At 70.8% G+C, this 15,392-nt stretch carries 1 protein-coding gene (only partly in view); it reads right to left on the reverse strand.

Features of this window, described 5'->3' with window-relative positions; translation table 11 throughout:
• A protein-coding gene (locus ABZ845_RS21780; RefSeq protein ID WP_360982114.1) for a protein-glutamine glutaminase family protein crosses the window boundary here: on the reverse strand, positions 1-15,392 show its final stretch. The gene runs 37,318 nt beyond the window's last position; only the last 15,392 of its 52,710 coding nucleotides appear in the window; its start codon lies off the right edge, out of view — the gene reads right to left on this strand; the stop codon is at positions 1-3.

Here is a 15,392-nt window from a genome sequence, read left to right on the forward strand (position 1 = left end):
TCAGTCCGCGGGCGTGCCGGACTGCACGGCATCCAGCGCCTGCGCCCGCGCCACATCGACCAGGAGGGCACGCAGTTGGTCGGGGCCGACCGATGCGTCCGGCCGCAGGGTCAGCCTCTGGCGTGCGAAGGCCTCCAGGCCCTGTTGGGTGCCCTGGCTCAGGCGCTGCACGGTCTCTGCCGCCTCGAGCAGCGACGGGTACGCCGGACTGCGGATGGCATCCGGACCGAACAGGTTCGCGACGACACGCGCCTTGACCGCCGTGTTCGCGGCCGACTCGGCGGGCATGGACAGCGTGCTGTGATGACTCGGCGCCAAGGAGGAGGCCGGCGACAACTGCTGCCCGACGTCGTGCGGTTCGGCTGGCTGCGGCTCGGACGGCCTCCCTGCGACTTCCTTCTCTTCGACGGTGAGGCGGCCCTCCGACAAGGCGGAGAGGAACTGAGTGGGGTGCCCGTCGGCCCGCTCGTGCAGGTGCAGCCGGACCGGCTCACCTACGTCGGTGGCCGCCGTCAGCGAGACGTCGCCCTCGGGCACGTGCACCGCGAGACCGGTGGCCCGCTGGATCCGCCGGGCCACAGCCGCCCGCGTCTGCGGATCCCAGCGAGAGCCCCAGGGCGTGAGCAGGATGTCCGTGGCATCCCTCGGCAACGCGCGCTTGATCCACGGCAGCAGTTCGTCGACGCCGACGTCAACGGTCTTGTCATCCGCCGTCGCGAGCTTGAACCGCCCGTTGCCCGCGCCGTGCGACCCTAGGACCACCACCTTGGCGTCCAGCCCCAGCGGGAGCGAACGTTGCGCGCTGTACAACTTGCCGTCCTGCCCGCGCCACCACTGCGTGTACTGCCTCACCTGCGACACCTGCTGGTAGGCGAACCTGCGCAGGTCCGCCTCCTCGCGGGTGAACGACATCAGACCGGTGGTCCGTCCCTCGTCGTCCAGGAGCTTCTCGACGACCACCCGCGAACGCCGCAGGTGAACCCGGAAACCGGGGTTGGTGGTCTCCGGTGCGGAGGTGGCCGAAGCGGGCTTCGCCGGCCAGGGGCCGGGGCCGAGGAAGACCGCGGGCTTCACCGGGCCGGAGGCCCCGGCCGGCCGGGCAAGGGCGGAGGCCGCGGCTCCGGGCTCGGTGGTCGCCCAGCGGACGGTGTCGGGCTCGGACTGCGTCCGCTGGAGGAGGACGACAGGCCGCCCGTCGGCGAGTCCGACCGTCCAGGGGGCTCGGTCCGGCGCGAGCACGGTGATCCGTAGCCCGAGCGCCGCGAACGCCAGGGTCATCCGGCCCAAGGAGCCGGGACCACTGCCGGTCCGCGGCCCGCGGACGATCTCGTCCGCGGGGCCCTCGGTCACCGTCTCGGGCAAGAGCGGGGCGCCGCTTGGCTCATCCGGCACCGTCTCCGGAGGCAGCAGCCTGCGTACGGTGGGGGCCCTGCCCTGGTCGGCCGTCATCGCCTCGGTGACCTCAGCGCGCAGCTCCTCCGGGGTCGCGGGCCGACTCTGACCGACCAACCGGCCGCTCTCCTTCGGCGCTACGACGGTCGACGCGTGCGCCGGCGCGTCATCGCCCGGAGGGACGAGCGCCGGGGCGGGTCCCCGCTCGGCGAGGTGGTCCTCCACCGGGGCGTGCCCGGAGGCGGCGGGTGTCTGCGAACCGCTCTGTCCTGTCGGCTGGTTGGTGCTGGACTCCTTGTGCGGATCGGTCTCCTTCAGTGGCGCCTCGCGTAGCGGGTCCTCGGGCGGTGCTGCTTCGTGTGCTGGTGTCTCATGCCGTGCTGACTCGGGGGGTGCTGTCTCGTGACGCTGCGCGTCGGCCTCCGCCGTCGTCAAAATCCTGGGGCGTGCCGGCAGATACTCCGCACCGCGCCGATAGAGCGTCACCGTAGGCCCGTCCGCCGCGCCGTGGGTCTCGGCGCTTCCGTTCTCCGAGACGACCCTGACCCGGACACCGTGCGCGGACGCGGCGAGTTCGGCGGCGATGCGGGCGGTCGCGCTGTCCCAGTGCCGGGCCGTGCGCAGCTGTGTACGGATCAGCTCGCGTGTCTGCTCCGGCGTCGGATCAAGACCGTCCGGCAGCCTTCCACCGCTCCGCTGGAGCGCCTGCGCCTGCGCCGCGTCGAGGTGGACCCCGGCGCGCACCAGTTCGTCGTAGGTGAAGGCCGCGTCGCGGTCCAGCGCGGCGGTCGACGGCAGGGGTTGCCCCGTGACGAGCGCCGCGGGATCGCCCTCGTGCTCCGGGCCCAGCGCCCTGGCGAGCGCGGACCAGAAGCCGTTACCGCCGTCGGACGGTTCCACGAGGTCGTGGACCGTGCCGTCGGGCGCGGTCAGCGTGGACGCCCCGTTCTCGCTGCCGTGGCGCCACCCAGTCGTCCTGGAGGTGTTCCACGGCGCCGTCTTGTGGGCGGGGCGGGGCGGGAGCCCGCCCTTGTCCTGCCTGTCCTTCTCGTCGGTCTTTCCTTCGTACGACGACTGCGACGGGGCCGGCAGCGCGGGTTCCCGTGCCGCCTCGCCCAGGGGTATCGCGAGTCGGTAGTGACGGTCCTTCACATGCAGTACAACATGCGGGAGTTCTTCGTCCATGCGGGCCCAGGGCGGTGTGAACTCCTGGAAGCCGCCGTCGTGACGCACCACCGTGACCCGTACGCCGAAGGCGCGGGATGCCAGGACGGGGAGCAGGTCGGCGGCGCCGTGATCCCACCCGCCGTCGTCGGCGGTGTCACAGAGGCGGCCTATCTGAGCCGAGGCGAGGACGCTCCGCCCGGCTTCGGGCAATTCGGCGTGCAGGGGTATGCGGCCGGAGTCGTCGAATTCGCGGCGCTCCGGAGTCTCTGCGCCGAAGTCGACCCCGGCGTCCGCCAGTTCGGCCGGGGTGAACACGTCCTGGGTGTCGGGGGAGGTGAAGTCGCGCAGATCCGCGTTGACCGGATCGCCCAGCTCCACGGCGAGCATGTGGCGCAGTCCGGCCACGATCTCCCGGCGATCCGTCAGTTCGCCGGGGTCGCCGAGCAGCGCCGGGTCGGAGTGGTGCAGCCCCTCCGCCAGGGCGTGGTAGAAGGCGTCGCCGTCGGAGGGCACGTCGCGCAGCACGTACTCGTCGCCGCCGGGCGAGACGAGTGTCGCCGGTATGCCCTTGCCACCCGGGGTCTCGGTGTAGCGGTCCCAGGCGGGCACGGACTTCGCGGGCGGCCTGTTGAAGACGACGGGCGGCGGTTCCGTGAGGCCCGCGCGGCGGGGAGTCTCGTCGGCTCCGTGCGGCTCGGCGGACAGCCGGTGCCAGCGAGTCAGCCGGTCCGCCTCGTTCCGCACGCGGTGGAAGTCGGCGGCGGCCGACTCCGCCTTGCGCTGCGCCGTGTGCACGGCGCCGACCTTGAGATGCAGTGCGCGCCGGGCGGCCTTGAGCCTGGCAGCCACGTCGCGGACCTGCTGTCGGGCGTGAGCGGTTTCGGGGGACTCGGTGGGCTGGGCTGCAGCGGAGGCCTGCTGACGGTCGGATCCGGCGTCCGCCGTGCGCTCCCGGTCCGTCTGCAGCGACTGCTCCAACTGCCTCTTGGCAGCTGTCAGGTCGCGCTTCTCCGCGTTGCGGCGCTCACGCAGCTCCGGTACGGCCCGGCGGTTGTCCCAGTACTTCTTGTCCGCCGCCACCCATGCGTCGCTCGCCTGTATGACCTTCTCCCAGGCGTCCTTGACCCGAGGCGTGAAGTTTTCGTCACTGATCAGCCCCCACTCCCGTGCCACGTCCTCGCGCACCCAGGCGAGGACCTGCGTCCGTGTCTCCACGGCCTGCGGGCCCGGCTTGACATAGCCGAAGGACCCCAGCTGCCTGCCGATCCAGGCGCCTACCGCGCTGTCCTTGAAGTTCCGGTCCACGTCCGCGAAGCCGAGCCAGCTCGTGGGGATCGCGAACAGGAAGCTGCGGCCCGTCTTGGGTTTGATGTTCATCTGGGTGCCCTCGGCGCCCGCCAGCTTGCCGGTGTCGGCCTCGGCGGAGTTGGCGACCGTGCCGGGGGTCCCAGGGACCATGGCACCCGCCGTGTCACTGGCCACGACGGGCTGCCCGCCCGCGGACTGGTCCTGGACACCGCCGCGTGAGACCGACGCCTCCGCACTGTCGGTGGACCGCTCCTTGTTCTCCATGGTGGTGTCCGGGGCCACCGCCAGCAGCCGGGCGCCCGCGAAGTCCGGCCGGGAGTAGAGCCGGAGGTCACCCTGGGCGCCGCCCGCGAAGGTGTTCTCGGTCAGGCCGGCCACCGCATAGCCCTCGGCGCGCGCAGTGTCCCCGAAGAAGGCGGCCAGCGTCGCGTCGTCGGTGCCGTCGTCCAACGCGAACGCGGAGGCCGTGCTCGGCCGGGTCAGCCCGGTCTTGCGGGCCTTGGCCGCAGCCGACTCCAGCTCCTCGCCCCGCAGTTGACGCGGGCCTCGCGTGGCCGGGGCGAGGGACTTGCCGTACGCCTTGGCGACGGCGAGGTCCGCCGCCGTCCGCAGGGTGCCGAGGCCCACGACGCGGCGGACCATGAACCCGTTCGCCGGAACCTGGAACGGCCGCGAGGACCCGTCCGGGTGCTCCACGGCACGCCACTCCTCGATGGTGCGGGGGGTGGCGTGACCCTGCTGCCAGACGGTCACGGAAGGCTCGGGAGTGTCCAGCTCGGGCGTGCCGAGCGGATCGGTCTCAGAGCGGCTCACGTCGTCGGTGTGCGGGACCGTCAGGCTCACCGGCAGCTGCTCGCGCAGCCGGCCCACCTCACCTTCCTGCTGGGCGAACGTACGGCCGTTCGCGTCCAGCGTCAGCCGCAGCCGGTAGCGGGTGAGGTACTCGGCGTAGGGCTCGTTCGCGTAGAAGAGCTGGGTCCTCATGCGTGTGGTGGAGCGGCTGGTGGACGTGGCCTGCGAGCTGGTGCCCGATTCGCTGTAGCCGGGCCCGGCCGCCGGCGCGCGCTTTGCGCCGGTGCGCACTCCTTCCGAGACGCTCACCCCGAGCGTACGGCTGCCTGTGGTGGTCGCGCCCTCCTCGATCGTCTCGGCGGCGGCCCGGCCGTCCTGCAAGGTGGCGCTGTGGTCGAGGCCGTCGAACTGCGGCTCGTCCGCGATCAGTTCCACCCGCAGCGAGACGGTCCGGCCACCGATGCGGAGCGAGTCGTACCCCCAGCGGCCGATCCTGGCACGGGTCTTCGTCCCGCCGGAGGTCATCTGGTTACGCAGAGCGCGCACGGCGCGCGGCGTGACCATCGAGTGGACGCGGTCACGGCTGGCGTCGTCGATGGCGAGGCCGCGCAGTTGCCGGTCGAAGTCGGCCAGCACCTGTGTCGTGTCAAGCGCGTTGACCGGATATGAGCCGAAGGGGTTGTCCCTCAGCCACTTCGGCTGGCTCCAGATCTTCGCGGTGTAGCGGGGCACCTCTCCCAGACCGTCCCGGATGAGCCCCACCCGGTGGGCGGCCTTCTCCGGCAGGTGCCCGAGCCAGTCGGACGCGAAGGTGAGCCGACGGCCCGCCCAGCTGGAGCGGAACCAGGTGGCCAGCGAGTGCAGCGGGGCGAGCAGCCCGTCCGTACGCACCGAACCGGCGATGTCGTGCTGGGTGTCGCCGGACACCAGCACTTTGTAGCCCTCGGCTACCCGGTTGATGTCCGAGGTCACGGTGCGGGTCACCGAGTGCGAGACGGCGTGGGACCGGCCGCGCCGCCCCAGCACGCCGTACGAGCCGCTCAACGACGGCCCCACGGGATGCGTGTGGCTGAGCGCGCCGGAGCCGGCCAGGGTGAACGTGTGGGTCGTGGTGACCGCGCCGGATGCCTGGTGATCGGCGGCGAGCGTCTGCTCCGTCTCGATCTTCACCGGCTTGGAGGAGACGACGGGGTTGACCACCCGCATCCGGTGCATCAGCGCACCCAGCCGGTTGAGATAGGGGCCCTTCCCGAACAGTCCGGCGATCCGCGTTCCGGCCGGTCCGGACGCCTGGTCGAAGCCGGCGGCGAGGTACTGCGACTGGAACGGCCGTACCGACGCGTCGTGCGCGGGCGCCCCGAGTTCCGCGAAGTGCCACGAGCCGCCCGAGGCGTCCCGCATGACCGCCTCGACGGCGGAGACGAGTTCCTTGTGCCCGCCCACCCCGACGGTCTGGTACGGCTGGTCGCCGAACGGGTTCGCGCCGTGGTCCGCTGCCGCCACGCGTGTGTCGCCCGTCGCCAGGGCCTTGGCCCGGCCCGGGTCCAGAGTCTCGATCCTCGGCGGCACGGGGCCGCCCTGTGTGGTGTGCGGGTCGGTGTCCGGCGTGTGCTCGTCGGGCACGGACAGCACCACACGGCCCACCACGGGCTCCCGGAGCAGGTTCACCTCATCTTCCCGGCGCACCAGCAGATGAGTGCCGAGCAGACCCAGCGAGCCGATGCCTCGCCACAGATTGCGCGGACGCCAGAAGCCGCCGCTCGTCGCGCTCAACTCCAGCCGGTAGCTGTGAAGATGGGAGGGCGCTGCGCTGATCGCCATGGGTTCGGACGAGACGGTCTTTCCGTATCCCGTCTTACGGCCCTTCTGCCGGCCCCACCGCGTCCCCACCTGCACGGTGCCCACGTTGGAGGGCGCGCCGACGTTGTCCTTGTGGGCGTCGCGCACGGCCAGGGTCAGGTCGGGGAGCCCGCCCTCCACGGTGCGCACCACGTTCTGCTGGCCGTCCAGGCGGTCGGTACCGGGGGAACTCCCTTGCAGGATCACATCGTTCTGCGTTCCCTCGTACCGCCGGTCGGACAGACCGGCGTCGATCCAGATCCAGCGGTAGGTACGGATGAACCGGCCCGGCTCGACCAGGGGGATCCTGTCGCCCGACGTGCTGAGGGTCTCCAGATTGCCCGCGACACTGTGCTGGGTCAGGGTGTTGATGACGGTGAGCGTGTTCTGCAACGCCGTCTGGTAGTGCTCGGAGTTCCGCCAGCGCTTGTCCGAAGGATCGCCCAGCTCCTCCAGAGGGGCGATCATCCCCGGGTAGCGACGGGCGGCGGCGCGGATCACCTTGTCGGTGAAGGATTGCAGCAGAGTGTGCGAGGGGCTCTCGGCCGTGCCGTCGGAGGCCGCGCGGACCGCATCCCCGTTGTCGTAGGTGAACGTCTCCGGCCTGCTCATCCCCAGCAACGCCGGGGCGTCCTTGGTCAGATAGACGGGGGCGAAGGGCTCCCTGCCGTTGCGACGGCGCAGCGTGGTGCCGTCGTCCCAGCCCGCGAGACGGCGCGCCTCGGTACGCGTCATGCGGTCCAGGCTCCACGTGGTGAACGGCGTGGCCTCCTTGTCGCCCGTCTTGCGCACATGGACCGTCTTGCTGACCAGATACAGATCCGTCGGTACCTTCTTGACCCGCCCCCCGATCTTGCGGGCGCCCGAGCCACCGAACACGGCGCTGTGCGTGGTGCTGCGCAGGTAACGGCCGAACGCCCCGAACATCGCGCGCAGGGTCGCGCCGGCGTTGACGCCGAAGAAGTCCAGCAGGTCGAAGCTGGGACCGACCGTGGCATTGACCTCCTGGATGTACGTCTTCGCGAGCGTCCGCTCGTTCTTGACGGTCTGCTGGATGCTGTACCGAAGCTCGGCGGCGGTGGTCTCGGTGAGCAGGGTGGCCCTTCCGGGCACCACTCGGTCCACCACGAACGCGCCGAGCGGCGAGAGGGACTTGTCCTCGCCGAACAGCTGACGGCTGGGCACCTGACCGTGGCTGATCCGGTCCGCCATGCGGTGGAAGTTCTCCGAAGTGAAGAACCCGGCGATTTCGGTGTAGGCGGCACTGCCGAGCCCCGCGCCCGCCCGGGCCACCGCCCAGTCGCGGATCTCCTTGAGGGGGCCGTAGCCCTCGGTGTGCACCAGCCGGTAGTCGGACTCCGGGCCGAGCGTCATCGTGTGCGGCACCGGGCCCGGAGCGGCCGGTGAGGTCTCACTGTCCGACAGCCGTACGGTCAGACCGTTCCGCACCGCGAAGGACACGCGGGACTTACCCTCCGAGGACGCCCACGGCAGCCGCGGCATGGCCATCCGCGACGGCGCGCCGACGAGCGACGCCTCGTACTGCACATCGTCCAGGTGCAGATGGGAACCGTCACCCGTACGGGTCTCCACCTGACTGAGCATCTGGTTCTGCATGCCGTAGTCGTAGGAGTGGCCGAGTCCGAACGCCGCGCCGACCCTCCCGAACCCCGAAAGCCCGGGCGGGGGCCCCACGGAGACGGAAGGCGCAAACGTGTGTGTCGAACTCACGGACTTGGAGGTACCGGTGGTGACCTGACTGCGATCGGCCTCGTCCACCTTGACAGGGGCGCCGTGGACATCGGTGAACCGTTCCCAGCGGCCGTGCGGACGGGTCTTCACCTGCAGCACCCTGATCCGGCCGCGCGAGTCCCGGAAGGGCGGGGACTCGTAGCCGTCGCCGTTGAAGACGCGCGGGGTGGTGCGCAACGCCCGCTCCAGATGGGCGAGCGGATCGCCGAGGCCGGGGTTTGCCGAGCGGGTGAGGCCCACCTGGTCGCCGATCTCACGCACGACGTCGTCGATGCCGCGCAAAGCGACATCGCCGTGCCCGTAGCTGCCGGTCTCGGTGCCGTCAGTGCCGTCGCCCGTGAGATACGAGGGCAGTCGGCTCTTGTCGCTGAAGGCCACCGGGCCCATGCTGTGGGGCGGCGGGAGCAACGCACGGTCCAGACGGGGCGGGCGATGGATGTCGAGCTGCTGCTCGATCCGAATGAAGGGGTCGGCGGGAGCCGTGCCGACCGGGTCTTTGCCGATCCCCTGCGTCGTGTCGCCGGCGTCGGCGCCGGCGCCGGTGGTCTTTGCTCCGGTCTGCTTGCCGTCAGCCTTGACCCCACTGTCCGTGCCCGGGGTCATGGCCTCGGGCTGCCCACCCTGGGTCTTGGTTTCGGTATCCGTGCCGCCCTTGGTACCCGGTGCGAATCGGACCTTCTCCTTTGACGTCGTGGGAGGCTTCGGGGCAGTGGAACCGCTCGACGTCCCGGTGACGGCCGTTGCCGAATAGTGGTCGATGCCGTTGTAGTGGACGTACACGGCCCCCGCGGCGCCCTCGGACAGATACTGGTCCGGCACACCGTCCTGCACCACGACCACATCGAGCCCGATGCTCCCGGCGACCGCGGACAGCGCCCGGTCGAAGAACGGAGTCCTCCACAGGCTCACATCCCGGATGGCACGCTCCACCAGATCGCCGGTCGTGACGCCCGCGATCTCCTCGAGGGCCGGGGCCGTCGCCGCCCAGCGCTCGTAGGCGGTGGTGAGGAGCCGCTGCCAGCGCTGCCGGGCCACAGGGCCACGGGCGCGCAGCTCGGCGACGAGCCGCGCGCGTAGCACTATGCGATGGAGCTGGTCGGCCAGCCGGAATCGCTCTGCCGCCGGGGCGGTGGCGGGGTCGGGCCGGTAGTCCGGCAGCCGCTTGCGGATGCCCGCAGCGTTCAGGTCGGCGTTGGCACGGCGCTGTTCGGGGTCAGTGGTCCGGCGGCGGAGTTCGTCCCGGTACATCCACTCGGTCAGCGAGGTCTCGATCTGGGCCAGCTGTCGCCGCGTGAGCGGGGGCAGCGGCACCCCGCCGAGGACATAGCGGAGCGTGTCCGTGTCCAGATCCCCCGCGAGGATCTCCAGCGGGTCTGTCTGCATGGCGTCCGACGTCCGCAGATCCGAGCGCGCGAAGTGGTTCGCCGCGTGGTCACGTAATTGACGTACCGTCATATTTGCTATGGGTGAGGCAGGTTGCTGGCGTACCACGCTCGCCAGGACAGAGGTGAAGAAGCAGTTCCCATCGTCCTCGACGTCGAGCACATCGAGTCCGGGCCGACTGTCCGTCGCCGGGACCTGGCGCGTCACGGTACGGTCCTTCACCGCTTCCGGCGATCCGCCGGTGACGCGTTCCTGTACGGCGCCCGAGGCAGAAGAGCTGTCCGGGTCGTGGTGGTGAAGCCCGCCCGACGTGTGTGCCGTGGAGTCGGCGGAAGTGTCAGCCGGCGTCTTCGACGCGGCGGAAGTGCCGGCGGGCGTCTTCGACGCGTCGGAAGTGCCGGCCGGAGCCTTCGACTCGTCTGAAGCGCCGTGGAGATCTCCCGCCCCGGCCCCAGCGGGGTCCACCACCGGGAGCATGGGCGTGATGGCGTCTCTTTGCGGGTCGTCCCCGCCGGGTGCGTGGACGTTGCCCGTACCCTCCGCGGTGCCATCGGCCGTGTCCGGTGCGGTAGTTGCCGCTGCGGGCGTGCCGTGGGCTCCCTCCTCGGCCTCGAAGGCGAAGGTGTTCCGGTAGGCCGGTGCCGGGTAGGCGGGTTGCCGCCCTGGCCGCCGGCGCACGACCTCCTGCGGAACACGCGTACGGCCCGTCGGCAAGGCGGAGAAGAACCGTGTGGGCCTGCCGTCGGCCCGCTCGTGGGTATGCAGCCGGACCGGCTCGCCGTCGTCGGTGGCCGGAGTCACCGACACGTCACCGGAAGAAGCATGCACCCCGATACCGGTGGCATCGTGGATCTGCTGTGCCATGGCCGCCAGCGTCTCAGGATCCCATTCCGAGAAGCACGGCACCAGCAGGATGTCCGTGGCGTCGGCCGGCAACTTGTCCTTGAACAACGTCAGCAGTCCGTCGGTGTCGACGTCGACGCTCTCGTCGTCCGCCGACGCCCCCTGGAACCATCCGTCGCGGGCTCCGTGCAACGCCCACACCGCGACCTTCGCGTCACTCCGCACCGGCAGTCGGCGCTGCGTACTGAACAACTGGCCGTCGGAGTTCCGCCACCACTGCGTGTACTGCCGCAGAGCCGATGCCTCAGCGTACGGCTCCCGGCGCAAGGCAGCGTCCGCGCTGGTGAACGACATCCACGCCGTTGGCCGTCCCTGCTTGTCGAGGATCTGCTCGACCCGCGAACGCAGAACTTGAAATGCGGGATCGCTGATGGCGCCCGCGGCCAGCAGGCGGCCGGCCGAGTCGCGGGTCATCCGGATCGGGACCGGGCGGCCGATCGGCACGTGCAGTTCGGCTTGGTCATCCTTGCGCGTCACCGTGTTGCTCACTCGGGCGACCAGTCGAAGGTCGACGGTGAACTGCACCAGCGCGGACGGGCCGGAGTAGAACCGCATGGTCGTGGTTCCGCTCCCGCGCTCCTCGCTCTCGCCGGTGTTGTGGCCCGACGAGACGGCCGACCCGGGCGGCTGGTACTCATGGCTGAAGTCGTGCCCGTTGTCCGTCCAGGTGGGCAGCGGCAGGCCCTGCGCCGTGATGCCTCCGCCGTCAGCTCCCGAGGTGTTCTCTCCGCTGTCCGCCAGCCGCATCTCGCCTGGGCTGTCACCTGCCGCCGCCTCGAAATCCGCCTGCTCGCCGGCGCCGAGCACCTCGCCATCGGTGAGCCGCGCGTACAGGTCGACCTCGAGATCATCGAATCCGAAGAACTTCTTGACGAACGCCGGAGGCAGCCGCAGACCCGTCCTGGCGAGGACGGGCAGCGCCGATTCCAGCCACTCCGTCGCCAATCCGCCGTTGAGGGCGTACGCCGCCGCCTTACCGACAGCCGCGAAGTCCGACGACGCGCCCAGCTTGCGCGCGAGCGCGGCCATGCCGGCCCGCGCCTGCCCGCTTCCTCGGAAGCCGTTGGCCTGCGCCTCCCACGGCAGCCGCACACCGGTCGCGCGCCACGCCTCCAGTGCTTCAGGCGGAGCCATATGTGCGCCGATGGGCGCCAGCTCCCTCGGCGGGCGCAGATCATTCAGCGCCCGTAGATCGGACTCGGGGATCCGGAACAGCAGGTAGCGGTCGCCCTTCGAATCCGGAGCCTCCAACTGCACGGACACGATGGGCGGTTGGTCCGGCGAACCCGCGCGATATAGCTCCAGCCGCGCGGACACCGGGATCTTGACGTTGACCATTCCGTCCTTGTTCGGAAGGCTCGTCTTGACGCCGGTGCTGAGCGCCTGGCGCACGGTGTCGGCGATCGAGCGCTGCGCGGCGGTTCCGCCGGCCGGCGTCCCCGCCAGGCCGCCCGCGGCGCCGGGAAGGGAACCGACCGCCGCAGTGGGGAGGCCGAGCCCCCGGCTCCGGGTCCTTCCCTTGGTCGATCCGCCATCGAGAGTGGCCGACGTCACGTACGCAATCTTCCGGGGGGGAAGGGGACGGCTGTCGAAGGCGCCGTCCTGCCGTCCCAGCACAAGCCGCGCCCAGTAGGCGCGTCGGCCGCTCTTCTGGTCGAATACTTCCACCCACACGCCGTCGTCATCCATGCTGCTCAGCAGGCCGATGGCGCTGTCAAGCACCGCTGCGAGTCGTTCGGTGTTCCCCCGCCTGTCGTCCAGCAACCGCTCCGGCAGCAGGTTTCCGAGCTTGCTCTCCCCTGCTTGCAGCCGTTCGCGCAGTGCGGGCAGCAGTCGTCCGAAGTCGGGCCCGTGCTCCACCGCGCCGAGGCCCAGCGGTGCGTCGATCGGCAGTCGCAGGGGGGCAGCGGAGTCGGTGGCCGACGCCGCGCTTTCCCGCGGGGAGGTCGAGGCGGCGTCGGAGGTGACAGCCGCGGACGCTGCCGGAACATCCCGCGATGGCTGCTCGGTCGACGCCGACGACGCGATGGCCTCCGGCTCCTCCTCGACCGGCTCCGGCTCGGGCTCCGGCACCTCCAGGATGGGCCACAGCAACCGCTCCTGCTCCCGTTCCGGCTCCGGCTCCGGCACCTCCAGGATGGGCGACAGCCCAGAACCCGCATCCTCCACAGCCGACGGAGGCGTGATCCCCAGGCGGGCGTCCACCTGAGCTCCGAGCCCCATCTCACGCGCCTGTGCCTCGGTCACCAGCGCGGCGGCGGCACGGGAGAGGAGTCGGCCGCCGGTCCACAGCTTCGCCGGCCAGAAGCCCAGCGTGACCTCGGCCGCCATGAGGACCTGAAGGTCGGCCTGGACCAGCACGAGCCGGTCGTCGGCGTCGGTGGTGCTACCGCGGCTGACAGAGGCGGCGGCGGCCAGCGACGACTGGAGCAGCCGGCTGGAGCCGAGGCTGGGAGTCAGCCCGCCCAGCACGAACGCCCCCTCCTTGGGGCTGCCGCCCCCGGCCAGCGACCCTGAGACGGTCCTGGACTTGGAGGTTCCCTTGGCGCCGGCGACCTGATGGCTGCCTGACAGCCAATGCTCGGTGGCGGGTCCGTCGAGCACGTCCACCACGGAAGCGTTGACCACGTGCATGCGGCTGCCCACGGCGCCGGTCAGCGTGCCCTGCCGACGCTTGTACTTCAGGTCGTCGACGATCCAGGCGCTCTTGACAGCCCTCCCCATGCCCGCCGGAAGTGTGTCGACGCCGAACCGGTCATCCACCCACTCGGCCGGTTCCAGGCCCGGGACCGAGAACACCTCGTCGCCGTCCGAGGCAACCGTCAGCAGTTCGTGCGCCAGTTCGCGGATCTCGGCACCGTCGCCCACGATCTCGAGCGCGAGCCACTGCTTCAACACCGGTATGTCGGCCGACGGGGCCGCCCATGCGGGGTCGTACATCAGGTTGATCCCGCTCAGCGGGGGCACCGGGATGTCCAGTGTCTCGGACTGGATGTGCGGCAGCGCCTGCTGGGACGGGCCGAAGGCGAGCGCGGTCGGGGTCGTCAACCACGCGTCGACCGGGGGGGTGTCCAGGCGGCGCACGCCGTCCTCCGCACCGGTGTCGGCGCCGGTGCGGGCGATCGTGGTGACCTCCGGGACCTGCCGGCCGGGCAGTCCGGGGGTCGTGCGCCGCCGCCAGGTCCTGGGGAGCTTGACGGAGGTGATCTCCACGTCGAACTCCAGCTTGGAATCGAATGCGCTGGTGGCGGAGGAACCCGTGGTCACCCAGCTGGTTTCCGCTCCCGGCCCGGCCTCGCTCGACCGGGTCCTGGTGATGCCGAGGGCGCCGGCGAGCGTGAAGAAGAAGTGGCCGGGAATCAGCTTGGCCGACGCCGATCCCGTGACCGAGACGCCGTCCTGGGCACTGTCACCGCTCTTCGCCTCGCCGCCCAGTTTGGCGGCGCCGCGCGAGGTCCAGTCCGGTATGTCGCCCTTGTACTCCGGTGGCGATACCAGGCGGCCCTTGACCCGCACCAGGACGTACTCGTTGCTGCTCCACCCCTTGCGGCGCAGGCGCGACGGAATGCCGGTGGTGAACAGCCTTCCCTTGTGGACGGTCACGCTGGACGGCGAAAGGTTCCTCGTCAGAGTCCGGTGATTGCGGCGCATGCGCGCCTTGTCATCCGCTGACGTCAAGCGGCTGGTCTTGTTGGCATCACCGAATCCGGGCAGGAAGCCGGCCAGCCTCTCATCGCGCGCGAACGCGTCCTCGATCATGGCTATGAGCTGTGCCGTGTCCACCTTGGACAGCTGCACACTCGGGCTGAGCGGGCCGAAGGGCAGGAACCGTTCGTGTCCCGGGTGCTGCGTCAGGGGCCGCGGGACCGATGCAGGGTCACCGGGCAGCCTCAGTCCCAGCGATGCCGCCTCTTCGGGACGAAGACTCAGCCAGGCGGTCACATCCTTGTACGCCGGTCCGCCGCCGAGTCCTGCCCGCATGGCGCTGGACCGGTCACCGGTGCCCTCCACGAAGACGCGCACCTGAGCCCGGTAGACGACGCGGTCACCGCTGATCTCCGAGCCGTATGCCGTCTTGACGGTCGAACTGGAGGAGACGGTGCGCTTGACCAAGGACTTCACTGCGGGCAGTACGGCGAAACGGACCCGCGGGCCGCCGGGAAGCAGCCCCAGGGCCCAGGCCGGGCCCAGCCCGATCTCACCGCCGATGCCGTGGCCCCGCGACTTCGACCGCGATCGAGCGGACTCCCGTTCATGCACCGACAATCCCTTGGCCGCCCCGACATCCGGCGCGATCTTCACGATCACGGCCTTCGTCCGGTACCCGCCGCGCACGTTCCCGCCCTTGGAGACCAGTTCGCCGGAGTCCGTCCACCCCTCGAAGTAGGAGTGCAGATTGTCCGCGAGACGGTCCGCCCTCCCGGCCCTGAACGCGGTGGACCGTCCCGGGGCTCCGTGTGCGGTGAGCTCGGGGTGCGTGGCCGAGCGGATGATGTCGAACAGCCCCTTGCCGCCCTCGTACTGGCCGCCCGCTCCGGTCACCCTCAGCACGTCCAACGACTGGGCGAACCGCACACCCCTCTCGGTCTGCGCGGGCAGCGGTTCGAGTTCGGCGGTCGGTATGCGCGCGTCGGCGGGGATGAGGTTCCGGACGGGCACACTGGCGGTCGCCGAGCCCCGGGCGTGGGAGACCCGGGGCTTCTTCGTCCCCGCCCGCTGTACGCGCAGAGTCGTGATCACCTTGCGTGGCACGTCCACGGAGCCGTCGACGCTGAGCACCAGCAGGATGGACGACACCTTCTCCTGCGTGGTCGACACGTGCTCCGTCTGGCCGAACGCCACGTTCGCCGCGCCCG

Origin of the sequence: Streptomyces sp. NPDC047022, from assembly GCF_040644155.1 — a bacterium.
Classification (GTDB): domain Bacteria; phylum Actinomycetota; class Actinomycetes; order Streptomycetales; family Streptomycetaceae; genus Streptomyces.